This is a genomic window from Cellulosimicrobium sp. CpK407 (genome assembly GCF_051844275.1).
Classification (GTDB): domain Bacteria; phylum Actinomycetota; class Actinomycetes; order Actinomycetales; family Cellulomonadaceae; genus Cellulosimicrobium; species Cellulosimicrobium cellulans_G.
This window is the reverse complement of sequence record NZ_JBGNYC010000005.1, coordinates 74,291-99,543: the sequence shown is the minus strand read 5'-3', so window position 1 is coordinate 99,543 and position 25,253 is coordinate 74,291. Positions and strand designations below refer to the sequence as shown.

The following is a 25,253-nucleotide window of genomic DNA, read 5'->3' as shown; positions in this document are numbered from 1 at the left end:
CTCCGGGTCAGGGCACGACGCCGAGCTCGCGGCCCCTGCGGACCGCGTCGCGACGCGAGCTCACGCCGAGCTTGCGGTAGACCGACTTGAGGTGCGCCTTGACGGTGTTCACCGAGACGAAGAAGTCCTCGGCGATCTCGACGTTGCTGGCCATCGAGGGCAGCACGGCGAGGATCGCCAGCTCGCGCTCCGTGAGGGGCTCGACGAGCGGGGCGGGCTCCGGCGCCCGGTCCGCCGGGTCGAGGTGGGCGCGCAGCCGCCCGGCGAGCGCGTCGTCGCGTGCCGTGACCGCGCGGGCGAGCGCCGGACGCAGCTCGCGCACGACGAGGGTGAGGAACGGGCGCGCGACCTGCTCGACGGCGGCGAGGTCCAGGGCGCGGGCCAACGGGACCTCGACGCGGCGGGTGCCCGCCCGCGCCAGGGCGGACGCCTCGACGAGCGCCGCCTCGACCCGCACGACGTCGTCCACCTCGTCCTCCCCCGCGTCCACGAGCCCGGCGACCGCGCGCAGCGCGGCCCCGGTCCGCCCCGTGGCGAGCAGCTCGCGCGCGCCGCACACGGCCACGACGGCGGCCGTGCCCAGCCCCTCCCGCCGGACGCGCACCGGCAGCGCGGGCTGCGTCCCGTCGTCGAGCAGGCGGACCGCGGCGGTCGCCCGGACCCACAGGTCGGCGAGCACCGGCGGCGTCGCGACGGGCCCGAGCGCGTGGTCGGCCGCGACCAGCGCGTGCCGCGCGGCCCCGGCGTGCCCGCGGTCCGCCGCCGCGAGGGCCTGGAGGAGCCGGACGGCCGCCTCGGACGCCGGCTCGCGGCCCCCGGCGTCGGCCGCCAGCGCGTGCGCGAGCTCGCGGTCGAGAGCGGAGTCCGACGCACGCAGGTACCGCACCCACGCCCGGGCCGCATGCGCCGGGCGCGCGTGGGCGTACCCGTCCCAGCCCCGGGGCTCGGCCTCCGCGACCACCGAGCGCGCGGCCGCCTCCCCCTCGTCGAGCCGGCCCTCCGCGACCGCGAGGAGCGACGCCGCTGCCCGCGCCCCGAGGACGAAGAGCTGGGGTGCCCGCCAGTCGCGACCGGGAGGCGGTGCGAGCGGGAACGAGGCCGTCGCCGGCTCGGTGCCCACCGAGCACCACGCGAGGCCCGCGGCGCGGTGGGCCTGCGCGAGGCTGCGGTAGGTGTCGAGCGCCGGGAACGGATACGGCGCCGCGTCCGCGGTCGCGAGGGCGGCGCCGGCCGCCGTCGCGAGGGCGCGCACGTCGCCCGTCGCGCGCGCGATCGAGGCGTCGAGCAGCTCCAGGAGCACGGCCGCGGCCGGCTGCTCGACAGGGTCGAGGAGGTCACGCGCCGTCGCGACGTGCCGACGGGCGGCGTCGTACCGCTCGTCGACGTACGCCAGCGCGCCCGCGCACAGGTGCAGCCGCGCGTCGACGCCGATCGTCGCGTAGGGCACGCGCCGCAGGACGTCCGCGACGGTATCGCGGTGGGGGCCCGCGAGCTGGGCGGCCGTGCCCTCCACGAAGACCTCGCCCACGAGGGTCCAGTCCTCGGCGGCGGCCGCGTGCTCGAGGGCCTGCACCGCCTCGCCGTCGCGCGCGAACCAGCGGGCCGCCGCCCGGTGGGCGTCGCGGAGGCAGGCAGGGTCCTCGGCCCGGAGCTGGCTCAGGAGCATCTCGCGCAGGAGCGGGTGGTACCGGTACCAGGTGCGGCGCTCGCCCGCCGCCGTGACGAAGCCGTCGGCCGCGGCCAGGCCCGGGAGCAGCCGCTCTGCCGGCGCCCCCGGGTCGAGGGCCGACGCGAGGTCGGCGCACACGGCCGAGGCGACGCTCGTGCGGAGGAGGAAGCGCCGGACCGTCGGCTCCTGGCGGTCGAGGACCTCGGCCAGGAGGAACTCCGCCGCCGAGCGGTCGGCGCGCGCGCGGCTCGCGGCGTCGTCCGCCTCGACCCGTAGGCGGACGCCGACCGCCCAGCCGCCGGTCTCGTCGAGGACGCGGCCCACCGCGGCCGGGGACAGCGGTCGGCGGTGGGACGCCGCGAGCGTCGTGACGGACGTGGCGTCGAACGCGAGGTCCGCGGCACCGACCTCGGCGACCTCGCCCTGCGCGCGCAACCGCTGCAGCCGCACCAGCGGGTCGACGCGCGTGAGCACGACGAGATGCAGGGGCAGCGGGTAGCGCAGGAGGTCGTCGACGGTCGCCGCGACGTCGGGGCGCGCCGCGTGGTGGAAGTCGTCGAGCACGAGGACGACCGGCTCGGGCAGCTGCTCGACCGCGGAGAGGACGCGCCGCAGGAGCGCCGACGAGAGCCGGGGCGGGACGACGAGCGTCTCGAGCGGGTGCCCCGGGGGGACCGCGCCCGCGGCGCGGAGCGCGGAGAGGACGTCCGCCCAGAACGCCGCGGGCTTGTCGTCGAACGGCTCCAGGGTGAGCCACGCGACCCGCTGCCCGGTGCCGCCGCGCGCCCACCGCGCCACGGCGGTGGTCTTGCCCCAGCCCGGGCCGGCGGACACGAGCGTCAGGCGCCGCGCCACCGCGGCGCCGACGAGCGCCTCGACCCCGGGGCGAGGAAGCGTCGAGGCGGGGAGCGCCGGGACCGCGGTCCGGGCACGCAGCACCTCGAAGGCGTCGGACCGCGCGACGTCCTCGTGCTCGGCGCGTGGCTCGACCGAGGTCATGAGGGCAGGATATTCCCGGGTCCCGGGAGGCGCAGGGCGAGCGCGGGGCGGACGGCCGTCAGGCCGGCCCGGCCCCGGTCCCCGGGTCGACGGCTCCGCTCACGGACGAGCCCGTCGGCGCGGCGACCGCGGGTGGTCGGGCGAGGATCTCGACCACGACGAGCACGAGACCCGCGACGAGCGCGACACCGACCACGAGGCCCGGCGTGAGCGAGCCGGCGAGCAGGAGGACGAGCGCCGCGACGCCGATGACGACGACGCGCACGAACGTCTTGTGCCGCCCGAGCCAGTCGCCCACCGGACCCGCCGAGACCCCGCGACCCTCGCCCCAGCCGCGCACGGTGGCGCCCAGGCGCCCGAGCCCCGCACGCAGGCTGCGCGCGGACTCGCTCGGTCCGCCGAGGTACGCGGCGAGCGCGACGACGAGGCCGAGCACCCCCACGGTCCGCAGCGTGAGGCGCAGGTACCCGACCGCCTGGTCGAACACCACCTCGGCCGCGTCGAGCCGCAGCACCTGCCCGGAGAGCGCCCCGAGGTACAGGCCGCGCGCGACCGCGAGGCCGACGCCCAGGGCGACCATGGCCCCCGTCAGCACGAGCCCGGCGACGACGAGCGCACGCGACCGCCGGTTCGCCACGAGGACCCCGGCGGCGAGCAGCCCGAGCACGACCCACGGCAGCCACGTCGTGAGGGTGACGATCTGCGCGTACCGGTTCTGGAGCATGACGAGCTCGGCGGACTGGGCGATGGTGAACGTCGCGTCGACCGACGGGATGCGTGCGGCCACGTCCAGCCCGCGGTCGACGAGCCGCTCCTTGAGCAGGTCGATCAGGCCGGAGAGCTGGATGCTGAGGCGGCCGTCGTCGACCTGGAGGATGTCTCCGTCCTCGCCGCGCATGACCGAGACGAGCTGCTGGTGCGCCACGCGGTTCGCCTGGAGCCAGGCGCCCTCGAACGCGTCGCTCTCCACGAGCCGCGTCGCGGTCTCGTGCACGAGCGACTCGACGCCGCTCTGGAGCGGCGCCTCGAGCGCGGCGAGCGCCTGGGTCGCGCGCGGCGGGACGTCCCGCTCCTCCAGCCCTCCGACGAGGTCGTCGACGAGCGCCCCGACGTCGATGCGGGACATGACCTCCTCGGTGAGGCGTCCCGCGACGGCGGACTGCACGACCGGGTCCGCGGCGAGCGGACCGACGGTCGCGACGTACCGGTCGGTGTCGGTCAGCTCGCGCTGCGCCCACGCCGAGACCGCGCCCAGCGGCGCGAGGAGCGCCCCCAGGGTGATGAGCACGGCGCACGCCACGGCCCGCAGGCGGCGCCGGGGGTGGCGCGCGGCCGTCGGTGCCTCGGCGCCCGCGCCCTGGCCGGCCCCGCCACCCGGCGACGGCCGTTCCCCGAGCCGGCGCCGCAGCTCCGCGTTCTCGCGCTCCAGCGCGGCGAGGCGCGCCGCCACGTCGTCGGTCGCGGTCCCCGACCCGGTCCCCGGCGCGGGCTCGCTCTGGTCGGTCATCCCCGGCCCCTCAGGCGAGCGCCCGCGCCTTGAGGCGCGCGAACTCGTCCGCGTCGATCGTCCCGGCGTCGTAGAGCGCCTTCGCGTCCGCGATCTCGCTCGCGGGCGAGCGGCCCGTGCCCGCGGTCGCCCGGACGTAGTCGTCCATCACCTGACGTCGCGCGCGGTCCTCCTCGGCGTGCCGCTCGGCCATGCCACGCCCCCGGGCGATGACGTACACCAGCGCCGACACGTACGGGACGACGATCAGGGCGACGACCCACAGCGCCTTCCACCAGCCGCTGAGCGCCCTGTCGCGGAAAAGGTCGGCCACGATCTGGAACAGCACGACGAGGTAGGCGATGAAGAAGAACCACCACACCATGAGCCAGAACCAGTCCCAGAAGCCGTCCATCGGGCACCTCTCGTCTCAGGTCGCGAACGTTCGCGATGCTCCCACTGTGGGTCGCGGGGCGCCACCGGTGCTCACCCGCCGGGGGTAGTCGCCCGGCGCACCCACCCGGGTGCCACCCGCACCGGGTGATCCGCGTCGCCCGGTCCACGCGCATCCTGGGGCGACGTGGGCGAGCCGGGAGAGGCACATGGACGGCACGACGATGGTCGAGGTGACGGTGCTGGGCCCGGTGGCGCTCCCTGCTGCCGACCTGGCCGAGCTGGGGGTGCGGCGGACCGCGGAGTGCACGCTGCTCGAGGCGACCGTGCGCGACCAGGCCGCGCTCTACGGACTGCTCCAGCGTCTCGCCGCGCTCGGTCTCGAGCTCCTCGAGCTGCGCACCGCGGCGCCCGGGCAGCGGGCCGACGTGGAGGTCGTCGTCCGTGGCCCCGTGGGCGCGCTGGTCCAGGAGATGCTGCGCGACGTCGGCCGGGCCCTGCCGGGGTCCCTCACCTCCTACCGGCTCCGGGACACCGACCTGGCGGGCCTCCTCGCGGTCGTGGCGGACCTGGGTCCGCAGGCGGTCGACGACGAGTCGCCGGTCTCGGCGATGGACGCGAAGATCGCCCAGCTCCGCGAGCTCGCGGCGCTGCGCGACCAGGGCGTGCTCACGGACACCGAGCTCGCGGAGCAGAAGGCGCGCATCCTCGGGCGCTGACCCGTCGGCCGTCCGCGCCGCGGCCCTGCGACGTTGCGCGAGCGCGTATCCCTTGACACTCGGAAAGCGCCTTCCCTACGCTGCGAGGGTCGCGCGCACGGACGTGCAGCTCGAGCCGGACGGAGAGCAGGACGCGGCGGTCGAGGGGCCGCCACCGACCGCGCGCGCGACCCGTGCGGACCTCCGCCGCGACGATGCGGCCGCGGGACCCGACGGCGTGCAGGAAGCGACCCGGCGACGGACGGCCGGCGGGTCGGGAGACATGACAGCGCTCACCGGTGTGTCGTGCCAGCACCATCCGACGAAGTGGAGCAGACGATGACGTCTACGCATTCGAGCCGACGAGGGAGGACGGCGCTCGCCGTCGCCCTCGCGGCGGTCCTGGGAGGGACCCTCCTCGTGCCACCCGCGGCCGCAGAGGTCGCCGAGGACGAGTTCACCGAGATCCTCAGCTTCGAGGGCTACCAGCGCACCGCCCTCAACGGCCAGGACGGCTGGTCGGCCTCGGCCGCGGCCCGGGTCGTCGCGGACCCGCTCAACGGCAACAACCAGGTCCTCGAGATGGTCGGCGGCACCCAGCGCGCCCACCGCGCGGTCCCCGGGATCGCCGACGGCACGACCGGGACCGTGTTCTTCCGCTTCATGCGGACCGGCAGCGTCGACACGTCGTTCGGCATCACGGACAACGACGCGCCGTCCGACTACGCGCACAGCCGCGCGTACGTGAACAACCAGAACAACGACGTGATGCTCGTGCGGGACGGCGGCGCCTTCAAGCCCGCCGGCGTCTGGTCTCGGGACACGTGGCAGTGCGTGTGGATCGTCGCCGACAACGCGACGGACAAGGTCAGCGTCTACAGCCAGGGCGGCCCGTACGAGGAGATCACCCGGCTGCCCGAGGGCACGGAGCAGCAGTTCGGCTTCCGCCAGGGCGTCACCTCGGCGCTCGACCGGTTCTTCTGGATCAACGGCGCCAGCAGCGCGGGCCGCCTCATGCTCGACGACGTCGCGGTCGACACGGCGGGGCAGAACCTCGCGATCCCGACGGGCAACCCCGCCGACTGCGCCGCGGGCGGCACCACGCCGAACGAGCCGCTGCTCAACCCGCTGCCCGACCCGACGCCGTCGACCCTCGGCATCGAGGTGACGGAGCTGGCCCAGCTCCCGGCGTCGCAGACGACCCCGGCGACGCAGGACCCGCGCCTCGTGCGCCACAACCGCATCACGCACCTCGACGAGATCCCGGACGGCTCGGGCCGCCTCATGGTGCCGGACAACAACGCGGTCCTCTACACCGTGGACAAGGACACGGGCGCCTACGTGCCCTACCTCGACGTGCGCCAGCAGTTCCTCGACAACTTCCACAACAGCGCAGGCCTGGGCACCGGCCTCGGCTCCGCCGAGTTCCACCCCGACTTCGCCGAGAACGGGCTGTTCTACACGGTGCACACCGAGGGCGGCACGGCGCTGACGGAGGACACCCCGGACTACCCCGCGTACGGCAACACCCAGTTCCACAGCGTCGTCACCGAGTGGAAGGCGACCGACCCGTCCGCCCCGGTCTTCGCGGGCACGAGCCGCGAGGTCCTGCGCGTGCCGTTCGCCGGCCGCGTGCACACGGTGCAGCAGATCGCGTTCAACCCCACGGTCACCGAGGGGGACGCCGACTACGGCAACCTCTACGTCCTCGTGGGCGACGGCGGCAACGGCGTCGGCAACGGCAACCCGCAGAACCTCGCGACGCCGCAGGGCAAGGTCTTCCGCATCGACCCGCTCGGCACGAACGCCGCGAACGGCCGGTACGGCATCCCGGCGGACAACCCGTTCGTCGGCACGCCGGGCGCGCTGCCGGAGATCTACGCCGTCGGCCTGCGCGACCCGCACCGCATCAGCTGGGACCCCGAGGGCGACCACACGATGTACCTCGGGCACATCGGCGAGTGGCAGGTCGAGTCGGTGTACGCCGTCGAGCCGGGCGACAACTTCGGCTGGTCCGTGCGCGAGGGGTCGTTCCTCGCCGACAACCGGCAGATCTACCCGCTGCCCGCGAACGACGCCGAGAACGGCTTCACCTACCCCGTGGCCGCCTACGACCACAACCGCGACCCCGGTCAGACCGGCGACGCGGGCGTCGCGCTCAACGGCGGGTTCGTCTACCGCGGCGACATCCCCGAGCTGCGCGGACGCTACCTCTTCACGGACCTCGTGCGCGGCTGGGTGCTGGCCACCGAGGCGGACGAGATGGTCCGCAACGACGGCGACCTCGAGGACTTGGCCGAGATCGAGCACCTGCGCGTGTTCGCCGACGGCGCGGAGACGACCTTCCAGGAGCTCGTCGGCGACCAGCGCGTCGACCTGCGCTTCGGGTCCGACGCCGACGGCGAGCTCTACCTGATCTCGAAGGCCAACGGGAAGATCTGGCAGGTCACCGGCGCGCGGCGCGTCGGGGCGTCCTCGCCCGTCGTGCTCCCCGAGCTCGCCGGGAACGTCGCGGCGCACTACGACTTCGACCACCCGGTCGCGGGCTCGACGACGTGGGAGGCGGACCAGGGCTGGTCCGGCACGAACATCCAGCTCGTCAACGGCGGGGTGGAGATGCGCGTGGCCGACCGGGCCTACCCGGGCGCGGGCGAGGCGCTGCAGACGCAGCAGATGAGCCCGCTCACGGCGTCGAACGACGACTGGAAGGCCGGCGTCTACGACCCCGCGGGCGTGGACTCGCTCGGGGCGTTCGCGGACGCCGACGAGATCTCCGTCATGGGCTGGTTCAAGCCGACCGGCGAGCACCCCGCCCTCAACTCCGGCACGGCGAACCCCGACGACCGCTACAACGCGATCGGCCTCGCCGGGGTGCTGACCGGGGACTCCGACGGCCACGCCGTGCGCGCGCTGCTCGAGGTCATCACCGTCGGTGACGAGCTCAAGCTCGTGGCCCTGGGGCGTCGCGTCGACGGCGGCGGCTCGTGGACGTTCGCGGCCGACCTCCCGTGGGACCAGATCCTCGAGCGCAACCGCTGGGTCCACCTCGCGGCGACGTTCGACTTCGCGGGCGGCGAGATGAAGCTCTACATGAACGGCGAGGAGCTCGAGGGCCGGTACACGGCCTCGAACCCCTGGGGTGCCGGCTCCACCTCCCCGACCGACCCGCGGGGGATCAAGATCGGCGGCAGCTTCCCGCAGGACACGCGGGAAGCCAACCCGTTCCACGGCCGCATGGACGACCTCATGTTCCTCGACACCGTCCCGACGCCGGAGCAGGTCGCGGCGCAGTACGCCCGGTTCGGCGCGCAGCCGGTCGAGCCGCCGGCGCCGCCGTCGTGCGCACCGGCGGGCGAGCCGGTCACGGACGTCATGGCCGCCGAGAACTGGGCGCCCCGCACGCCGTCGAAGTGGCAGTTCCCCGGCGACGCGATCGTCCTCGCCCAGGCGGGCGACAACCCGAACGACGGCATCCGCCGGCCGTTCGAGTACGCCGTCCTCACCGAGGGCCCCGAGCTCGGCTCGTTCGCGCTCGACGCCGAGGTGAAGCTCGACGCCCCGGCGTCGGTGAACAACCGGGACGTGATCGTGGTGTTCGGCTGGCAGTCGGACACGCAGTACTACTACGCCCACCTGTCGCAGGACAACACGATCTACGCCCACAACGGCATCTTCAAGGTCGACGGCAAGGACCGGGAGCGGATCGACGACCAGTGGGACGGCGCGGTCGGGGCTCCCCCGGCGGTCACGGACGAGGAGTGGCACGACGTGCGCGTCGTGCGCTGCGCGGACAGCGGCGACATCGCCGTGTACCTCGACGGCCTCGACACCCCGCTCCTCACCGCGAACGACACGACGTTCACCGAGGGACGTGCCGGCTTCGGGTCGTTCGACAACACCGGCAGCCTGCGCGACCTCGTGGTCACGCCGGCCGCGGAACCGGCCGAGGTCGAGCTCGACGTGGCGGTCTCGCCGCGCTGCCTCGCCGGCAAGGCGTACCTCGCCGTCGCGGCGACGAACGCGTCCGACGTGCCGGCCGACGTGACCCTGACGACCGCCTTCGGGTCCCGCACGGTGGCTGACGTCCAGCCCGGCCAGGCCGCCTACCAGTCGTTCGCGTCGCGGGCGACCGCCCTCGACGCGGGGTCGGTCACGGTCTCCGCGACGGCCACGGTCGACGGCGAGGAGGTGTCGAGCGAGGTGGTCGTCGAGCACGCGGCGCACACCTGCGGGTGACGCCCGGCTCGTGGCCCGGGGGTCCTGACCCCCGGGCCTGACCGCACGAACCGCCCCGGCTCCGTCCAGGCTGCGTCCGACCAGCCCGCGGGACCGGGGCGGTCCGTGCGTGCGGACCGCGGCCGCCGGCGGTCACCCGGCCGCGAGCGCCGCCCCACCGCGCCGGAGCGCGAGGACGAGCGAGCCGGCGACGAAGTAGTCCTCGTCGACCTCGTGCCGCGCCTCCCGGACCGCCCGGCGCAGGTCCTCCGCGCGGGCCGCGAGGGTGCGCAGCGCCGCCTCGTCCGCGGGCACCGCGGAGACGGAGCGCAGCGCGGCGGCGTAGGCGTCGAGCGCACGGGCCGCGAGCGGCCGCAGCCGAGCCCCGAGGGCCAGGTCGTCGCGTCCCTCGCGCTCCCACTCGACCAGGAGCCGGACGAGCGACCCCACGACGTCGGCCGACACCTCCAGCTCCTGCGAGCGCCGCACCTGCGAGACCGCCCAGTCCCGGTGCCGGCGCAGGCGGAGGTTCGCCCGCGCGGCCTCGCGCGTGCGTGCGACGGCGTCGCGCGCACGGACGAGCGTCGGGTCCACCTCGCGGCGGCGTTCCTCCCACTCCTCCGCGGACGGCGGCCGGTCGCCGTCGAGCCCGTCCGCGAGCGCCTCGACCTGGTCCGCGAGCGTGTCGCGCAGCCCGTCGAGCGCGTCCTCCGTGGGGGTGAGCGGCAACGGGGGGACGAGGAGGTTGATCCCCACGCCGATGGCGGCGCCGACGACGACGAGACCGGCATAGGCACCGACGAACTCGACCTTGGCCGCGTTGCCGATGATGAGGACGAACAGCGCCGACGTCACCGCCCACGTGCCCATCTCGCCGAAGCGGCGCCACCCCGCGCACAGGAGCGCGAGCCCCACGACGAGCGCGACGGACAGCGCGCTCGGGGAGAGGACGAGGTCGACGCCACGCGCGATGGCCGCGCCGACGAGGATCGCGAGGATCGCCTGGGCGGACTCGCGGACCGAGCGGGCGAGGGTGCTCGTCGTCGCGACGACGGCGCCCAGCGGCGCGTAGTACGGGTAGTCGGAGAAGGGCTCGGGCGCGAGCACGCCGACGAACCAGGCGAGCGCGGCCGCGACGGCCCCCTTGACCGCGAGCGACCACCGGGGGTGCCGCACCCAGCGCCGGGCCGCGGCGGCGACCGCACGGCGCGCCCAGGTGGGCCCCTCCCCGTCGGGCCCGTGCGGGGCCGCCCGGTCGTCCGTCGTCACGAGCACGAGGATCGCCCCTCGTGCCGGCACCCGCACGTCGCCTCCCCACGGCGGCCCGGGGTGTGAGCGGGAGGGGCCGGTGCTTCACTGGCGGCGTCGGTGCAGAGTCCCGCCGACGCCGTCGGGCACGGTGGCGTCTCGGGCGTGCTGACGCCGCCGCGGTCGGCACGACGACCACGGAAGGACGACGACCCATGCGAGCACTGACCTGGCAGGGACGCGAGAGGGTGAGCGTCGAGGACGTGCCGGACCCGCGCATCGAGGAGCCGACGGACGCGGTCGTGCGCGTGACGTCGACCGCGATCTGCGGCTCCGACCTGCACCTGTACGGGGTGCTCGGGATGTTCCTCGACGCGGGCGACGTCCTCGGTCACGAGGCGATGGGCGTCGTCGAGGAGGTCGGCCCGGAGGCCGGGGGCCTGCAGGTCGGCGACCGCGTCGTGGTCCCGTTCACCATCGCGTGCGGGCGCTGCTGGATGTGCGAGCGCGGCCTGCAGACCCAGTGCGAGACGACGCAGGTGCGCTCCCAGGACAAGGGCGCCGCGCTCTTCGGGTACACCAAGCTCTACGGCCAGGTTCCCGGCGGGCAGGCGCAGTACCTGCGCGTGCCGCAGGCGCAGTACGGACCGATGGTCGTGCCCGACGACGGCTCCCCGGACGAGCGCTACCTCTACCTGTCGGACGTCCTGCCCACCGCGTGGCAGGCGGTCGAGTACGCCGACGTCCCGCCCGGCGGCACGGTCGTGGTCCTCGGCCTCGGCCCTATCGGGCAGATGTCGGCCCGGATCGCGCTCCTCCGCGGAGCGTCCCGCGTCGTGGGCGTCGACCTCGTCCCCGAGCGGCGCGCGATGGCCGAGCGGCACGGCGTCGAGACCCTCGACCCGTCCGCCGTCGACGACCTCGCCGTGGCGGTGCGCGACCTCACCTCGGGCCGCGGCGCCGACTCCGTCATCGACGCGGTCGGCATGGAGGCCCACGGCTCCCCTCTCGCCGAGGCCACGCAGAAGGTGGTGGGCCTGCTGCCGGACCTGCTGTCGGCGCCCCTCACCGAGCGCGCCGGGGGCGACCGCCTCGCCGCCCTCTACACGGCGTTCGACCTCGTCCGCCGCGGCGGCACGGTCTCGATCTCGGGCGTCTACGGCGGTGCCAAGGACCCGTTGCCGATGATGCAGCTCTTCGACAAGCAGCTGACGCTGCGCATGGGCCAGGCGAACGTGCGCCGGTGGACCGACGACGTCCTCCCCCTCGCGGCCGACGTCTCCGACCCGCTCGGCGTCCTGGACCTGCGCACGCACCGGCTCCCGCTCGAGTCCGCGCCCGAGGCGTACCGCACGTTCCAGCGCAAGGAAGACGGCTGCATCAAGGTCGTGCTCGACCCGTGGGCCTGACCACCGTCGAAGCCGTCGTCGTCGGCGCGGGGCCCAACGGTCTCGTCGCCGCGAACGCGCTCGCGGACGCGGGCTGGGACGTCCTCGTCCTGGAGGCGCAGGAGACGTACGGCGGCGCGGTCCGCTCCGCCCAGGTCGCCGCGCCGGGGTTCGAGACGGACCTCTTCAGCGCGTTCTACCCGCTCGCGGCCGGGTCGCCCGTCGTCCGGGGGCTCCACCTGGAGGACCACGGGCTGTCGTGGTCGCGCGCACCGGACGCCCTGGCCCACGTACTGGACGACGGTCGGGCCGCCGTCCTGCGCGAGCGGGCGGTGGACACCGCCGCAGGGCTGGAGGAGTTCGCGACCGGGGACGGCGACGCGTGGCTCGAGCTCGTCGCGGGCTGGGACCGCGTGCGCGACCCGCTCCTGGACGCGCTCTTCAGCCCCCTGCCCGCGGCGGGGCCGGTGCTGCGCGTGCTGCGCCGCCTCGGGGCTGCGGGGACGCTCGACCTCGCGCGCCTGGCCGTGCTGCCCGTGCGCCGCCTCGCCGACGAGACGTTCCGCGGCGAGGGCGGCGGCCTGCTCCTCACCGGCAACGCCATGCACGCCGACGTCCCGCCCGACGCCGCCGGCAGCGGCGTGTTCGGCTGGCTGCTCGCGATGCTGGGTCAGGACGTGGGCTTCCCCGTCCCGACGGGCGGCGCCGGGCGCCTCCCGGACGCGCTCGTCGCCCGGCTGCGCGCCCGCGGCGGGGACGTCGTCACCGGCGCGCGGGTCGACCGGGTGCACGTGGTGCGGGGCCGCGCGGTCGGCGTGAGCACGGCCGACGGTCGGCACGTGCGGGCGCGCCACGCGGTCCTCGCCGACGTCAGCGCGCCCGCGCTCTACCTCGACCTCGTGGGTGCCGACCGGCTGCCGCCGCGGCTCGTGCGCGACCTCGGCCGGTTCCAGTGGGACCACCCGACCCTCAAGGTGAGCTGGGCGCTCGACCGGCCCGTGCCCTGGACCGCGCCCGGCGCCCGGTCGGCCGGGACGGTGCACCTCGGGGTCGACCGGGCCGGGTTCGTGGACGTCTCGGCCGCGCTGTCCCGGGGCCGCGTCCCCGACCGGCCGTTCCTCGTGCTCGGGCAGATGACGACCTCCGACCCGTCGCGCTCCCCCGCCGGGACGGAGTCCGCCTGGGCCTACACGCACCTGCCCCACGGCCTGCGCTGGACGCGCGAGGCCGTCGCGGACGAGGTGCAGCGCGTCGAGGACACGGTCGAGGCCGCGGCGCCCGGGTTCGCCGACGCGGTCGTCGGACGCTTCGTGCAGTCTCCGGCCGACCTCGAGGCCGCCGACGCCAACCTGGCGGGCGGGGCCGTCAACGGCGGCACGTCCGCCGTGCACCAGGAGCTGTTCCTGCGGCCGACGCCCGGCCTGGGCCGGCCGGAGACGCCGGTCGCGTCGCTCTACCTCGCGAGCGCGTCCGCCCACCCCGGCGGCGGGGTGCACGGCGCGTGCGGGTGGAACGCGGCGCGCGCCGCGCTCGCCGCCGCGGGCGCCCGCGGGGCGCTCCGGCGCGCGCTCGTGCGGACCGCGTGGGCGCGGCTCCTGCGCGAGCCCTGACCGCACGCGGACCATCCGCCGGCCACCGGGCCGAGGACGTGCCGGGACGGATCGAGGGCACGTCGTCGGCAGGTCGGGTGCTACGGGTTCCGGCGCTCGGCGAGGAACGCGAGCCGACGCAGCGTCTCGACGTTCCGCGGGCCGATCACCGCGCTGCGCAGGGGCCGCGGGACGAGCGTCCCCGGCCCCTTCTCGGCGTCCTCGGCGATGCGCACGACGCACCCGTCGGCGGTGGGCGCCACCTCGATCCGCACCCGTGCCTCCCCCGCGGGCCAGCCCCGTGCCTGCAGGTCGATCCCGCGGCCCGGCTCCCAGGCACGTACGACGGTCTCGTCGTCGAGCAGCGCGGGCCAGAGCCCGACCGAGTGGAGGATCCGCGACCCCGGCGCGGGCCACGCGTCGTCGACGGCGCGCACGCGCGCCGTCCCGACCACCCACGTCGCGTACGACCAGCCGTCCGCGAGCACGCCGAGGACCGCGTCCGGGCGGCACCGTACGGCCCGTGCGACGGTCACCATGAGGCGACGCTAGTCCCGCGCCCGGCACTGGCAACCGCTCGCGGTCGGGGCGCTCGTGCGCGCGTGCGCGCGCCGCCGGACGTAGCGTGGGAGGCCCCCCGCGACGACGCGGGGACCACCCTCAGGAAGGGGCACGCGCCATGGGTATCGCCCGCTTTCCGCAGGAGTTCGCGGTGCGCGCCGCGACGATCCTCGACCACGGCCTCGAGGTCAGCGTGACGATGCGCCAGGCGGGGGTGAGCGTGCGGGCCGGGAGCAGCAGCGACGCGGCCGCCCGCTGCGACCAGGCCGAGGCGCTCGACGACGCCGGGCCGTGCGTGGACGCCATGGACGTCGGCTCCCGGCTCGTCGTCGCGGTCGCGGACGCGGCGCGGTGGGAGCGCTGGTCGCGCCAGGCGCGCCTGGAGGGCTTCGTCTCGACCGCGGCGGTCCCGGCGACGGTCGCGGACGACGTCGCCGTCGCCCTCAACCTCTACTCCCGCACCCCCGATCCCTGGACCCCGGAGCTGCTCGCCGCGGCCGACTCGTACGCTCAGCTCGTCGCCTCGGCGGTACGCCTGCGCCTCGAGCTCGCCGAGCTCGAGGACGCGACCGCCGGGTTCTACCGCGACATGTCGGACGCCGTCGCCACGGAGCGCGCCGTCGGCGCGATCATGCAGACGAACCAGTGCTCCGCCGAGGAGGCGCGGCGCATCATCGACTCGGCCTCGCGGCACCGGAACGTGAGCCCGCGCGAGGTCGCCGAGCAGCTCCTGCGGGCGCTCGTCGTGTCGGAGCCGTTCGAGCCGCCCGAGCCGTCCGAGCCGTCCGAGCCGTCCGAGGACGAGCCGGGCGCGTGAGCGCGCGCCTCACGTCCCGTCGTCGCCCGCGTCGAACACCTCGCGGTAGAGACGCCCCGCCTCGTCGACGACCTGCGGGTCGACCGACGCCGCGGGCACGACGCCCACGAGCAGGGGCTCGCAGTCGGGCCCGCGCCCCGCGACCTCGCCGGTGAGCAGCCAGGGGAAGCGCTCGGGCGTCAGGAGGTGCGCGTACTGGCAGAGCTGGCGCGCGACCCAGTGCTCGACGGGCCGGTCCCACCACGGCTCGGGGTTCATCGGGTTGACGCTGAGGCCCGGCAGCAGGCAGCCGCTCTCGTGGTCGCGGCTCACGGTCGCGCGGTCCTGCGCGGGCCCACCGCTGAACCGGACGTAGAGGGGGTCCACGACCGCGACGAGCTCGGCGACCTCCGCCAGGCTCCGCAGGCGCGGCAGGGCGTCGAGCGCGCTCGTCTCCTCGGGCACCGTGTCCTCCTGACGGACGTGGCTGCGTGCCGGTCGGCCCCTTCTCGACCGCGTCCTGACGACGTCCCCGCCCGGGTCCGCCGCCGACACGGCCAGGCTACGAGGGCCTCGCGTCGCAGGCACCCCGGGACCTGCGAGCGCCGCGGCGCCGTGCGACGGTGGCAGGACCGCGCCTTCCCGGCGCGGCACCGACCAGCCGGCACCCCACCAACCGGCACGCAGCAGCCAGCAACCAGCACCCAGCAGCCAGCCAGCACCCAGCAGCCAGCCAGCACCGACCGAGGAGGCCGACATGAGCGAGAACGACGAGCGCGGCTACGACCCCGCCGAGGACCCCGACGCCGACCCCCGGTCGCTCAACCCTCGCGAGGGGCGCCACGCGAGCGGCTCCGGCGCGGACGACGAGACGGACACCGACGCCGACCCCGGGAACGTCAACCCGCGCACCGGCGGCGCGGCGTCCGGCGACGGCTGAGGCGCGCGCGAGCGCTACCGCGACCCGCCTACGCGACCGCCGGGGCGGGCGTCGGCGTGGGCGCCACCGCCTCGCCCGGGGCCGTCTCCCCGCGGAGCCCGAACCGCAGGCCCAGGTGGTCCATCGTCGGCGGGAGCGGGTCCCGCGCGAGGTAGCGCCCCCGGCCGACGACGAGGTCGAGGCGGGCGACGCGCACGAGCGTGTGCGACGCCAGGAGGAGCACCACGTTGCGGCCCGGGCAGGACACCGGGCCGCCGCTGAACGGGACGAGCCCCCAGTCGGCGTCGGCCCGGCCGTCGAGCCACGCCTCCGGCGTGAACGCGTCGGCGAACGACAGGCGCCCGGGGTCCCGGTGGAAGTACGCGCTGAGCACGACGAACCCCGTCCCCGCCGGGAAGGTGCGCGCGCCCCAGCGCACCGGGGCCGTCGCGTCGCGCAGGATCGCGAGCGTCGTGGGCCACAGCCGGACCGACTCCAGCACGCACCCCCGCGCGTACGGCAGCACGGCGGGCCCGCGTCCGGTCGTGACCGGCTCCGCGAGGAGGCGCTCGCGGACGACCGGGCGAGCGGACGCCACGGCCAGCGCGCGGAACGTGGCGGCGCCCGCGGCGTCGAACGCGAAGAGCCAGTGGGGGATCTGGCGGCGCACGGCGTCCGCCCCGTCCCTGTCACGCCCGCGCGCGGCGAGGGTGCCCGGCTCGGCCACGGCGACGTGCTCGGCGATCCGGCGTTCCAGGGCCGCCCGCAGCCACGGGCGGCGCGGCCGGAACCAGGACCAGTTCCCGTCACGGCGCAGTGCGTCGAGGACGGCGACGAGCCGCTCGTCGTCCCGGGCCGCGCGCCCGAGGACGACGGTGCGGACCACACGCCACCACGAGGCCGCGAACGTGTCCCAGTCGAGCCGGCCCGACGCCTCGACCGTCGCGACGAGATCTCGCGCCTCCCGCTCGACCGCCGCGACCAGGGCGTCGCCGTCGTGGTGCACGGGCTCGGACGTGTCGAGCACCGCCTCGTTCTCGGGACGGCGCTCGCGTCGTGCCTCGGGCGGGGAGATCAGGACGCCGTCGGGCTGGAAGTGCCCGAGCGCCCCCCGCTTCTCCCACGACGCCGGGGTGAACGGCGCGGGCGACCCGACGAGGATCCGCTCGACGTGCTCGGGCCGGGTGGCCAGGACGAGCCGGCGCGCACCGAGCCGGACCACGAGCGGAGCCCCGTGGTACCGGGAGCGCAGGCGGTCCAGCAGCCGGCGGGCCGTGCGGTCCACCTGGCGACGCTCCGCCCACGCGGTCGCGCGGGGACGGCGCACGATCGCGCCCTGGGCGACGAGCGGACCGAGCACGTCCCGCAGGACGAGCCCGGTCTCGCGCGTCGTGAGGTCGACCGGCGTGTCGGTCATGCGCTCGTCCCGAGGACGGCGGCGGTCAGGGGCACCCCGCTCAGTCCTTGTGCAGGGCGTCCTTGACGGCGCCCTTGGCCTTGTCGAGCGTCGACGGCGTGCGCGTCGTGCCGTGGAACCGCTCGTCGGGGGTCGTGGGCGGCGGCATCGGCACGCCCGCCGGCGGCTCCGCGACGTAGGTGAACTCGCCCTTGCCGTCCGGGGTCGGGCCGCTCGCCCAGCGTCCCTCGGACGCGTGCTCGCCGTCGGAGAAGTTGATGTACTGGTACGCGACGTCGCGGTCCTCCTTCGAGAGCGGGAACGTGCTGGGGACGGGCAGCTCCTCGACGCCCTCGTCGCGCAGCTCCTGCGCCGCGGCGAGCCACTGGTTCTGGTGCATCGTGTCGCGCGCGAGCAGGAAGGCCAGGAGGTCCTTGACCCCCGCGTCGTCGGTCATGTGGTAGAGCCGGGCGACCTGCAGGCGGCCCTGCATCTCGGCGTTCGCGTTCGCCGTGAAGTCGGCGAGCAGGTTGCCGCTCGCGGTCACGTAGCCCGCCGACCACGGGTTCCCGTTCGAGTCGACCGGCCGGGCGCCCGCGCCCGCGACGATCGCCTGCTGCGGGTCGGTCCCGCCGACGATCGCGGCGACGGTCGGGTCGTCCTGCACCGCGCCCTCGACCAGGCCGACGGGCGCCTTCTCCAGGAGCTGCGCGATCATCGTCGCCAGCATCTCGACGTGACCGAACTCCTCGGCGCCGATGCCGTAGAGCAGGTCGCGGTACTTGCCCGGGAGGTGGGAGTTCCAGGACTGGAAGCCGTACTGCATCGCGACGGTGATCTCGCCGTACTGCCCGCCGAGCACCTCCTGGAGCTTGCGGGCGTAGACGGCGTCCGGCCGGTCGGGCGTGGCCTGGTGCTGGAGCTCTTGACGGTGGAAGAACATGGTCTCTCCCTCGAGGAGGTCGGCCCTCACCACGCGGCGTGCGCGGAGGACCACGGCACGCGCCCCGTTCTCGACGCGTCGAGCGTCCCACCAGCGTGGAGCCCTCCGGTCCCGGTCGCATCTGGGCGGGGCACGCCCGACGCGGCGTCGCCGGGCTCCTCGGCGACGTGCGTCCGAGGTCGCGCGCGCGAGCACGGCCGGACGTGCCTACGGTCGACCCAGGGCTTCGAGAACGGGAGCGCGACGACACGAGGAGCGCCCATGTCCGAGCCGCGCAGCAGCACCACCATCCCGGACGACGCCGGCACCCCCGTCCTCCTGCGCCTCGCGCGGCGGCTCGAGGACTCGACCGCGCTCGACGACCTCTCCAGCGCCGTCCGCGGCGTGGCGCTCGCCGTCGTCCCCTCCCACGGTCGGCTGCGCGAGGAGCTGCACGGCCGCTCGCTGGGCCACGCGCTCCACGCGACCCTCACCGACGTCCCCGTCGGCCTGTGGACCAGCGCCGCCGTGCTCGACCTCGTCGGGGGCGAGCGGAGCGCCCCGGCGGCGCAGCGGCTGGTCGGGCTGGGCGTGCTGGCCGTCGCGCCGACGGCACTGACCGGTCTCGCCGACTACCTCGACGTCGACCGGCGTGCCCGACGCGTCGGCGCGGTGCACGCGGCGCTCAACACCGGCGTCTCGCTGCTCTACGGGACGTCGTGGCTGCTGCGCCGCGGCGGGCGGCACCGGGCCGGGGTCGCGGTCTCGACGCTCGGCTACGCCGTCGCCGGGGCGAGCGCGTTCCTCGGCGGGCACCTCGCCCAGGCGCTGCGGGAGCCGCCCGCGGAGGTCGCGCTCGGCGACGACGACGCCCCGGACCTGCCGTGACCGCGGCACGACCCGCCCGGCGTGCGCTGCCGCCGGCGGACCGCGGCGCCGCCCTCGTGACCGGCGCGACGAGCGGGATCGGGCGCGCGCTCGCGGTCGAGCTCGCCCGCCGCGGGGACGACGTGCTCGTGGTCGCGGACCGCGACGTCGAGCCCGCCGTGCGCGACCTCGCCGCGCACGGCGGCGCGCACGAGGGACTGACGGTCGACCTGGCGACGCCCCGCGGGGTCGAGGCCACCGCCCGGCGCGCTCGCGACCTCGGCGTCTCGACCGTCGCCCTCAACGCGGGGGTCGGCGTGCACGGCGCGTTCGCGCGCACCCCGCTCGAGGACCAGCTGCGCCTCCTGGACCTCAACGTGCGCTCGGTGGCGCACCTGACGCACCTGCTCCTGCCGGACCTCCTGGCGGAGGGCCGCGGCCGGATCCTCGTCACGTCGTCCGTCGCCGGGGAGATGCCCGCCCCGCACTTCGCCGGGTACGCCGCCTCGAAGGCGTTCCTGCGCTCCTTCGCGTGGTCGCTGCGCGGCGAGCTCGCCGGGACGGGCGTCACGGTCACCGCGCTCCTGCCGGGCCCGACGCGCACGCCGTTCTTCCGGGAGGCGGGGATGGAGCGCACCCACGTGGGCCGCCTGCCCAAGCCGCGAGCGGCGACCGTGGCGCGGCGGGCGGTGGACGCGCTCCTCCGCGGGAACCCCGAGGTGGTCACGGGCGTCCAGGGCGGCGTGATGCTCGCCGCCGCGCGGGTGCTGCCCCAGCCGGCCCGCGCCGCGTTCCACGGCTGGTTCTACGCGCCCGTCCCGGCCTCGCTCGCCGTGGCGGGGCCGTCGTCGTCACCGCTGCGGTAGCCGTTGACCTTGTGCGTGCCGTCGCACCACGGCGGGATGGCCGTGCCGCCGCAGCGGCACAGCGCGACGGTCGCGCGGTGCCGCTCGATCTCGTGCCCCTCCTGGTCGACGAGGCGGGCGGGGCCGCGCACGAGCAGCGGGCCGTCGGGACAGGCCGTCACGACGACCTCCTCCGCGCGCCCGCGCGGTTCGCCCGTCACCGCGACCCCGCCCCGGTCGCGCGCCGCAGCGCGGCCACCGAGTGCGCGGCGCAGCGGATCCGCGTCCCGCGGTAGGGCACGCCTCCGCGGAGGCGCCACGCGAGCGCGACCCACACGCACACCGCGCGCTCCAGCAGCCACGCGGGCGCCCAGAGGGCCGCCGTCGGGGGCCACGCGGCGGCTCCCCCGGCGGTGCGCCGCCCGACCTCCGCGACGAGGACCGCGCTCCCGAGCACGACCAGGACCGCGGCCGTCCCCGCCGCGCGTCGTGCGCCGTCCGAGCGCGCCGCCCCGACGACGCACGCGGCCAGGAGCGGCGCCAGCGCGAGCTCGGCGACCAGGCGCGCGGGCTGGGCGAACGAGTCGTACGCCTGCCGCACGCGCTGCTCGAGGAACGCGCCGGCGCCAGGCGGCCGGCGGACGACGACGAGGTCCGGACGGTGCGCGACGCGCCCGCCCCGGGCCAGCACGGTGCGCTCGAGCTCGAGGTTCTCGAACAGCACCCGGGCGTCGTACCCCTGCGGCCCGAGCGCGTCACGGCGCAGCACGAGCGTCCCCGCCCAGTCGTGGCCGAGCGCACGGTTCACGAGCGAGCGCGCGGTGTCCCACCGCGCGTGCCACGGCGCCGGGTCGAACACGTTCTGCGGCACGACGACGTCCGCCTCGTCGAGGGCCGCGAGCGCCCGGTCGAGCGTCGCGACGTCCCACCGCACGTCGTCGTCGGCGACGACGACCGCCGGGCTGGTCACCGCGGCGAGGCCGGCGAGGACGCCGACGACCTTGCCGTTGCACCCCGGCGGCGGCGCGGCGACCGCTACCGTCCGGACGGCGTCGCCCCACGACGCCGCGTGGAGCGCGCGCACGGGGGCCGGCGACCCGTCGGCCACGACGACCTGCACGTGGCGCACGAGGTCCCCGAGGTACCGGGACAGCTCGGTCGTCGCACGCGCGTCGAACCGGTCGCGGCGCAGCGGGAGCACGTAGGTCGCGTCACGCACCGGGCGCGTCACCGCCCTCGGCGGCCCTGCTCGACGACCGGCTCGACGACGGGCTCGACGCCTGGTCCGGCAGGGGCGGGTCGAGCGGCGCGCGCAGCGCGGACTCGCCCGCCTGCCAGCGCTCGAGCACGTGCGCGGCGACGTCGCCCTCGACGGCGAGGCACGCGGCCGCGCCGAGCAGGACGTCGTCGCGCAGCGCGGGCTCCTGCTCCGCGAGGCCGCCGGCCAGGTCGCGCGCGGCGATCTGCTCGTGGACCGCGTCCGCCTCCACGTGCTCGTCGAAGTACCAGGTCGTGTTCGCGTCGTGGCCCAGGCGCCGGAACCCGTTGCCGTAGAGGCGGCTGGGCACCGACGACGTCATCTCGAACGCCGCGAGGTGCCCGACGACCGCGCCTCGCAGCCGGCGGTGCAGGCCGAACAGGGACATCGTGTTGACCGCCGCGAGGACCACCGCGGGCACGGCGTCGACGTAGCGCCCGTAGGTGTCGTCGAGCCCGACGCCGCGCATCGCCCGCGCGAAGAGCTCCGCGTGCATCCGGCCGGGTCGACCGCCGCCGTACTCGTCGGCCTGGATCTCCACGAGCGCGGCCTTGGGCGTCCCGGCGAGCCGCGGCACCGCCCACGTGTGCGGGTCGGCCTCCTTGAGCTGGTACAGCGACTTGAGCGCCAGGAGCTCGCGCACCTGCTCCGCGTCCGCGCGCTTGGCGACGTAGCGCGACAGGCTCGGGCCGCCGTCGGCGGCGGCGAGCTCGAAGAGCCGGCGCGCCACCCCCGCGGCGTCCGTCTCCGTGCACGCCGGCCGGCCCGCGCGCTCGCGCACGGCGGCCTCGAAAGGGACCTCCAGGCGCGCACGGACGGCCAGCAGCGCCGGAGCCCACTCCCACGCGTCGTCGACGCCGTCCACCCCGCGGTAGTGCAGCTCGTAGAGGACCGTGAGGGCGAGCTGCACGTCGTCGTCGCGCAGGACCCGCCCGGCGCCGGCGTCCAGGGCGACCGGGAGGGCGTCCCGGACGGGACGCAGCCGCTCGGCCGCGTCGTCCCCGGGCGGGCCGTCGACGAGAGCCCTCACGAGCGCCGCGGTCAGCGGACCGCGCGGTCGCGGCAGCGGCAGCCGACCCGTGCCCGGCGCCGCGAGGGCGTCGGGCACGGGCTCGGTCGCCGCACGTGCGGTCGCGGACGCCGGTGCGGCGGGCGCGGTCTGGGCGGGGACGGCGGTGGAGGTCATGCTGGGGGCTCCTCGCGCTCGCGCGGACGGCGCCCCTGCTCGACGCCACCGCCATGCTCCCCAGGGTCGGCCGCGCTCGCGAGCCGGGACGCGGCTCGTGCCTGCCCCGTCGCCGCCTCAGCCCTGCTGGGACCCCTGCGGTGACGTGGCGGACGTCCCGTGCCGCGTGAGCTCGGCGAGGAAGCGGTGGCACTGCTGGGCACGCTCGGAGTCCTCCGCCATGACCTTCTCGAAGAAGGCGGCGATCTCCTCCTTGCCCGCGTTGCGGGCGTCCCGCACGTACTGGCCGTAGTCGTGCCCGGCCTTGAGCGAGTGGTACTGCACCGAGATGAGGTCGAACGTGACGTCGTCGAACCCGGTCTCTCCTGTGGCCATGATCGTGGACCTCCTGCGCCCGAGGGCGCCGTACGGCCGGGCGGCGCCCGGCACTGTGGCGGCCGGCTGCTCGACCGCTCCCACCGTCGCAAGGCCGCGGGCGCTCGCAACCGGGGACCCGGGGGTGCGCCCCGGTTGTGTGCGGACGGCCCCGGCCTACCGTGAGAGGTGGTCCAGGAGGTGGCCGTACCGGCGGAGCGAGAGCCCGGCACGGCCTCTCTGCTCCGTCGCCAGTCACGCCGCACCAGCGCGGCGACGACGACGGGAGTCCGACCATGAGCGAGACGAACGTGCCGTACGGCTCGGGGCCCGGTTCGCCGGGTGCCGGGACGACGCAGGGAACCGGCGAGAGCGGCAGCGCCGCGACCGGGGTGAAGGAGCGCGCGAGCGAGGCCGCGTCCCACGTGGGCAGCGCGGGCCGCGACGTCGCGCAGGACGCGAAGGAGAAGGCGCGCGACGTCGCGCACGAGGCGACGGACCGCGCGCGCGGTCTGGTCGACCAGACGAGGACCGAGCTCAGCGCGCAGGCGCGCACGCAGCAGGAGCGCCTCGCGGGCGGGCTGCGGTCCCTCGGCGACGAGCTCCGCCAGATGGCGGACGGCACCGAGGACCCGGGCTACGCCACCGACCTGGTGCGGCGCGCCGGGGACGTCACCGGGCAGGTGGCGCAGTGGTTCGAGGACCGCGAGCCCTCGTCCGTGCTGCACGAGGTCGAGAGCTTCGCCCGGCGTCGTCCGGGCACGTTCCTCCTCCTCGCCGCCGGCGCGGGCCTCCTGGTCGGGCGGCTCGTGCGCGGCATGAAGGACGCGCCGGGCGCCGGCTCGGACCGCGGCGACGACGCGTCCGGCGCGGGCACGTCGGGGACGCGCGGCGCGCACGCCGCGCCGGTCGGCACGTCGACCGGCAGCACGGGGACGACCGGGACCGCGGGACTCGCCGGGACCACGGGATCGACCGGTACCACGGGCCTCGGTGGTACGGCCGGCACGAGCGAGACCGGCACCGCCGGGACGACGGGAGCGCGGGGCGAGCCCGACATCGGGACCGCCGGGGCGTACCCGGGCCTCGCGAACGACCGGCTCGACCAGGACCCGGACGTCGCGACCTCGGCGGAGGGGGACCCGACGCCGCCGACGTTCCCGCCGACGACGTCCGGCACGGGCGCCGGCCGACCGGGAGGTGGCCCCGATGTCGTCCGTCCCTGACCCGTTCGCCGCGGCGCACACCGCCCGGCACACGGCGGGCAGCGGGCCCGACCCGGGCGCCCCGCCCGCCCCGGCGACCGCCGCGGGCGCGGCCGGCCCGACGGGGACCGGCGAGCAGCAGAGCCTCGGCGAGCTCGTCGCCGAGGTGAGCCGTGACCTGTCGACCCTCATGCGCCAGGAGGTCGAGCTCGCCAAGGCCGAGGCCAAGCAGTCCGCGCAGCGCGCCGGGAAGGGCGCCGGCATGCTCGCCGGCGCCGGGGTGGCGGGCCACATGGTCCTGCTGTTCCTCTCCGTGGCGCTGTGGTGGGCGCTCGGCGCCGTCATGGGCCGCGGCTGGTCGGCCGTCGTCGTCGCGGTGCTGTGGGCGATCGTCGCCGCGGTCCTCGCGGCGCGCGGACGCACGGAGCTGCGCACGGTCGAGGGCATGCCCGAGACCACGGACACCCTCAAGAAGATCCCGAACGCCGTCCGAGGACACGAGGAGAAGAACTCATGAGCACCAGCGATCCGGAGGAGATCCGGGCCGACATCGAGCGCACGCGGACCGAGCTGAGCCGGGACGTCGACGCCCTCGGGGAGAAGGTCAAGCCCGGCAACGTGGCGCGACGCCAGGTGGACCGGGTGCGGTCCGGCGTGACGAGCGTCAAGGACCGGGTCATGGGCACGGCGCACGACACGGCGGACTCCGCCCGCGACGCGTCGCACGGCGTCGCCGAGCGTGGCCGCGAGGCGGCGTCGTCGGTCGCCGACTCGGCGCGCAGCACCGCGTCCTCGGTCGCCGAGACCGTGGGCTCCGCGCCGCGCGCGGTGCGCGAGCAGACGCAGGGCAACCCGCTCGCCGTCGGGCTCGTCGCGTTCGGCGTCGGCCTCGTCGTCGCGTCGCTCCTCCCGTCCAGCCGCGCCGAGCAGCGTGCCGCCGTCGGCGTCAAGGAGAAGGCGGCCCCGCTCGTCGAGGACGTGAAGTCCACCGCGCAGGAGGTCGTGCAGGACCTCAAGGAGCCCGCGAAGGAGGGTGCCGAGGCCGTCCGCGACGCCGCGAAGGACGCCGCGCAGTCCGTGGGCCAGCACGGCAAGGAGGCCGCGGCCGACGTCCGCGACCAGGTCCGGGAGGGCTGAGCCCGACGCACCGACGGCCCGGGAGACGAGACCTCGTCACCCCGGGCCGTCGTCGATCTTCCTCCACACCACGTCGTGAGCCGATGCACGGGGGCACGAGGTGCGGCGACCGGTCCGGCGGA

Annotated in this window: 23 protein-coding genes; 11 read left to right on the top strand and 12 right to left on the bottom strand. The window is 76.2% G+C overall.

Going from position 1 to position 25,253, the window contains the following annotated elements:
* Positions 1–7 precede the first annotated feature (7 nt).
* The 3 genes from ABWU78_RS03975 to ABWU78_RS03965 are packed head-to-tail and all read right to left on the bottom strand — an operon-like array spanning position 8 to position 4,569.
* Positions 8–2,668 carry a LuxR C-terminal-related transcriptional regulator gene (locus ABWU78_RS03975; protein WP_439157613.1) on the bottom strand — a complete coding sequence of 887 codons (2,661 nt, stop codon included), beginning with the start codon at positions 2,666–2,668 and terminating at the stop codon, positions 8–10.
* Positions 2,669–2,726: 58 nt separating this feature from the next.
* Entirely contained in the window at positions 2,727–4,175 is a 1,449-nt protein-coding gene (locus tag ABWU78_RS03970; protein WP_353709160.1) for a hypothetical protein, read from the bottom strand.
* 10 nt (positions 4,176–4,185) lie between these two features.
* Positions 4,186–4,569, bottom strand: coding sequence for an SHOCT domain-containing protein (locus tag ABWU78_RS03965; RefSeq protein ID WP_253049801.1), 384 nt, complete (start codon positions 4,567–4,569; stop codon positions 4,186–4,188).
* A gap of 187 nt (positions 4,570–4,756) precedes the next feature.
* Between ABWU78_RS03965 and ABWU78_RS03960 the strand changes: the two genes are divergently transcribed.
* Positions 4,757–5,266, top strand: a complete 510-nt coding sequence (locus ABWU78_RS03960) for an SHOCT domain-containing protein (protein ID WP_353709159.1) — start codon at positions 4,757–4,759, stop codon at positions 5,264–5,266.
* A gap of 318 nt (positions 5,267–5,584) precedes the next feature.
* The gene (locus ABWU78_RS03955) at positions 5,585–9,481 is read left to right on the top strand and encodes a PQQ-dependent sugar dehydrogenase (protein ID WP_353709158.1); all 3,897 of its coding nucleotides are present in this window, start codon (positions 5,585–5,587) and stop codon (positions 9,479–9,481) included.
* Between the two features lie 132 nt (positions 9,482–9,613).
* On the opposite strand, the gene ABWU78_RS03950 is transcribed toward ABWU78_RS03955, so the two are convergent.
* Entirely contained in the window at positions 9,614–10,729 is a 1,116-nt protein-coding gene (locus ABWU78_RS03950) for an FUSC family protein (RefSeq protein WP_439157612.1), read from the bottom strand.
* 194 nt (positions 10,730–10,923) lie between these two features.
* Between ABWU78_RS03950 and ABWU78_RS03945 the strand changes: the two genes are divergently transcribed.
* Positions 10,924–12,117, top strand: coding sequence for a zinc-dependent alcohol dehydrogenase (locus ABWU78_RS03945; protein WP_353709156.1), 1,194 nt, complete (start codon positions 10,924–10,926; stop codon positions 12,115–12,117).
* Positions 12,108–13,706: a phytoene desaturase family protein gene (locus tag ABWU78_RS03940; protein WP_353709155.1), complete on the top strand. Its 1,599-nt coding sequence runs from the start codon at positions 12,108–12,110 to the stop codon at positions 13,704–13,706. The genes ABWU78_RS03945 and ABWU78_RS03940 overlap by 10 nt, the downstream gene beginning before the upstream one ends.
* Positions 13,707–13,786: 80 nt before the next feature.
* Here ABWU78_RS03940 and ABWU78_RS03935 read toward each other — a convergent pair whose 3' ends face one another.
* Positions 13,787–14,224: an SRPBCC family protein gene (locus tag ABWU78_RS03935; protein ID WP_353709154.1), complete on the bottom strand. Its 438-nt coding sequence runs from the start codon at positions 14,222–14,224 to the stop codon at positions 13,787–13,789.
* A 140-nt stretch (positions 14,225–14,364) separates the two neighbouring features.
* Here ABWU78_RS03935 and ABWU78_RS03930 point away from each other — a divergent pair, with 140 nt between their 5' ends.
* Positions 14,365–15,063 carry an ANTAR domain-containing protein gene (locus ABWU78_RS03930; RefSeq protein WP_439157611.1) on the top strand — a complete coding sequence of 233 codons (699 nt, stop codon included), beginning with the start codon at positions 14,365–14,367 and terminating at the stop codon, positions 15,061–15,063.
* Between the two features lie 9 nt (positions 15,064–15,072).
* Here ABWU78_RS03930 and ABWU78_RS03925 read toward each other — a convergent pair whose 3' ends face one another.
* Positions 15,073–15,507 (bottom strand): DUF6098 family protein, encoded by a 435-nt coding sequence (locus ABWU78_RS03925; protein WP_253049817.1) that lies wholly within the window; start codon positions 15,505–15,507, stop codon positions 15,073–15,075.
* A 292-nt stretch (positions 15,508–15,799) separates the two neighbouring features.
* On the opposite strand from ABWU78_RS03925, the gene ABWU78_RS03920 reads away from it, so the two are divergent.
* A complete protein-coding gene (locus ABWU78_RS03920) occupies positions 15,800–15,982 on the top strand; it encodes a hypothetical protein (protein ID WP_353709152.1) in 183 nt (60 codons plus the stop codon).
* Between the two features lie 28 nt (positions 15,983–16,010).
* On the opposite strand, the gene ABWU78_RS03915 is transcribed toward ABWU78_RS03920, so the two are convergent.
* Positions 16,011–17,378, bottom strand: coding sequence for a cytochrome P450 (locus ABWU78_RS03915; RefSeq protein WP_439157610.1), 1,368 nt, complete (start codon positions 17,376–17,378; stop codon positions 16,011–16,013).
* A gap of 40 nt (positions 17,379–17,418) precedes the next feature.
* On the bottom strand, positions 17,419–18,300 hold the full coding sequence (locus ABWU78_RS03910; protein WP_253049823.1) for a manganese catalase family protein: 882 nt from the start codon (positions 18,298–18,300) through the stop codon (positions 17,419–17,421).
* 261 nt (positions 18,301–18,561) lie between these two features.
* Here ABWU78_RS03910 and ABWU78_RS03905 point away from each other — a divergent pair, with 261 nt between their 5' ends.
* Complete coding sequence (locus ABWU78_RS03905; protein ID WP_353709149.1) at positions 18,562–19,167, top strand: DUF2231 domain-containing protein; 606 nt, start codon at positions 18,562–18,564, stop codon at positions 19,165–19,167.
* A complete protein-coding gene (locus ABWU78_RS03900) occupies positions 19,164–20,012 on the top strand; it encodes an SDR family NAD(P)-dependent oxidoreductase (RefSeq protein ID WP_439157609.1) in 849 nt (282 codons plus the stop codon). Before ABWU78_RS03905 ends, ABWU78_RS03900 begins: the two co-directional genes overlap by 4 nt.
* Here ABWU78_RS03900 and ABWU78_RS03895 read toward each other — a convergent pair.
* The 4 genes from ABWU78_RS03895 to ABWU78_RS03880 all read right to left on the bottom strand — a co-directional run bounded on the left by ABWU78_RS03895 (position 19,952) and on the right by ABWU78_RS03880 (position 22,810).
* Positions 19,952–20,173 carry a CDGSH iron-sulfur domain-containing protein gene (locus ABWU78_RS03895; RefSeq protein WP_439157608.1) on the bottom strand — a complete coding sequence of 74 codons (222 nt, stop codon included), beginning with the start codon at positions 20,171–20,173 and terminating at the stop codon, positions 19,952–19,954. The two genes, ABWU78_RS03900 and ABWU78_RS03895, sit on opposite strands and share 61 nt — an antisense overlap.
* A gap of 35 nt (positions 20,174–20,208) precedes the next feature.
* Positions 20,209–21,210, bottom strand: coding sequence for a glycosyltransferase (locus ABWU78_RS03890; protein ID WP_439157607.1), 1,002 nt, complete (start codon positions 21,208–21,210; stop codon positions 20,209–20,211).
* Positions 21,203–22,435 (bottom strand): iron-containing redox enzyme family protein, encoded by a 1,233-nt coding sequence (locus tag ABWU78_RS03885; RefSeq protein WP_439157606.1) that lies wholly within the window; start codon positions 22,433–22,435, stop codon positions 21,203–21,205. The genes ABWU78_RS03890 and ABWU78_RS03885 overlap by 8 nt, the downstream gene beginning before the upstream one ends.
* Before the next feature lie 117 nt (positions 22,436–22,552).
* Positions 22,553–22,810 (bottom strand): acyl carrier protein, encoded by a 258-nt coding sequence (locus ABWU78_RS03880; protein ID WP_353709144.1) that lies wholly within the window; start codon positions 22,808–22,810, stop codon positions 22,553–22,555.
* Between the two features lie 275 nt (positions 22,811–23,085).
* Here ABWU78_RS03880 and ABWU78_RS03875 point away from each other — a divergent pair, with 275 nt between their 5' ends.
* Genes ABWU78_RS03875 through ABWU78_RS03865 form a run of 3 tightly spaced genes read left to right on the top strand, consistent with a single transcriptional unit; the run spans position 23,086 to position 25,131 of the window.
* Entirely contained in the window at positions 23,086–24,015 is a 930-nt protein-coding gene (locus ABWU78_RS03875) for a hypothetical protein (RefSeq protein WP_439157605.1), read from the top strand.
* Positions 23,999–24,511, top strand: a complete 513-nt coding sequence (locus tag ABWU78_RS03870; RefSeq protein ID WP_253049839.1) for a phage holin family protein — start codon at positions 23,999–24,001, stop codon at positions 24,509–24,511. Before ABWU78_RS03875 ends, ABWU78_RS03870 begins: the two co-directional genes overlap by 17 nt.
* The gene (locus ABWU78_RS03865; RefSeq protein WP_439157604.1) at positions 24,508–25,131 is read left to right on the top strand and encodes a DUF3618 domain-containing protein; all 624 of its coding nucleotides are present in this window, start codon (positions 24,508–24,510) and stop codon (positions 25,129–25,131) included. The genes ABWU78_RS03870 and ABWU78_RS03865 overlap by 4 nt, the downstream gene beginning before the upstream one ends.
* The last annotated feature ends 122 nt before the right edge of the window (positions 25,132–25,253 follow it).

Coding starts and splice junctions, on each gene's coding strand:
- ABWU78_RS03975 (WP_439157613.1), bottom strand. CDS start 2,668: ATGACCTCGGTCGAGCCACGCGCCGAGCACGAGGACGTCGCGCGGTCC.
- ABWU78_RS03970 (WP_353709160.1), bottom strand. CDS start 4,175: ATGACCGACCAGAGCGAGCCCGCGCCGGGGACCGGGTCGGGGACCGCG.
- ABWU78_RS03965 (WP_253049801.1), bottom strand. CDS start 4,569: ATGGACGGCTTCTGGGACTGGTTCTGGCTCATGGTGTGGTGGTTCTTC.
- ABWU78_RS03960 (WP_353709159.1), top strand. CDS start 4,757: ATGGACGGCACGACGATGGTCGAGGTGACGGTGCTGGGCCCGGTGGCG.
- ABWU78_RS03955 (WP_353709158.1), top strand. CDS start 5,585: ATGACGTCTACGCATTCGAGCCGACGAGGGAGGACGGCGCTCGCCGTC.
- ABWU78_RS03945 (WP_353709156.1), top strand. CDS start 10,924: ATGCGAGCACTGACCTGGCAGGGACGCGAGAGGGTGAGCGTCGAGGAC.
- ABWU78_RS03935 (WP_353709154.1), bottom strand. CDS start 14,224: ATGGTGACCGTCGCACGGGCCGTACGGTGCCGCCCGGACGCGGTCCTC.
- ABWU78_RS03930 (WP_439157611.1), top strand. CDS start 14,365: ATGGGTATCGCCCGCTTTCCGCAGGAGTTCGCGGTGCGCGCCGCGACG.
- ABWU78_RS03920 (WP_353709152.1), top strand. CDS start 15,800: ATGAGCGAGAACGACGAGCGCGGCTACGACCCCGCCGAGGACCCCGAC.
- ABWU78_RS03915 (WP_439157610.1), bottom strand. CDS start 17,378: ATGACCGACACGCCGGTCGACCTCACGACGCGCGAGACCGGGCTCGTC.
- ABWU78_RS03910 (WP_253049823.1), bottom strand. CDS start 18,300: ATGTTCTTCCACCGTCAAGAGCTCCAGCACCAGGCCACGCCCGACCGG.
- ABWU78_RS03905 (WP_353709149.1), top strand. CDS start 18,562: ATGTCCGAGCCGCGCAGCAGCACCACCATCCCGGACGACGCCGGCACC.
- ABWU78_RS03885 (WP_439157606.1), bottom strand. CDS start 22,435: ATGACCTCCACCGCCGTCCCCGCCCAGACCGCGCCCGCCGCACCGGCG.
- ABWU78_RS03880 (WP_353709144.1), bottom strand. CDS start 22,810: ATGGCCACAGGAGAGACCGGGTTCGACGACGTCACGTTCGACCTCATC.
- ABWU78_RS03875 (WP_439157605.1), top strand. CDS start 23,086: ATGAGCGAGACGAACGTGCCGTACGGCTCGGGGCCCGGTTCGCCGGGT.
- ABWU78_RS03870 (WP_253049839.1), top strand. CDS start 23,999: ATGTCGTCCGTCCCTGACCCGTTCGCCGCGGCGCACACCGCCCGGCAC.
- ABWU78_RS03865 (WP_439157604.1), top strand. CDS start 24,508: ATGAGCACCAGCGATCCGGAGGAGATCCGGGCCGACATCGAGCGCACG.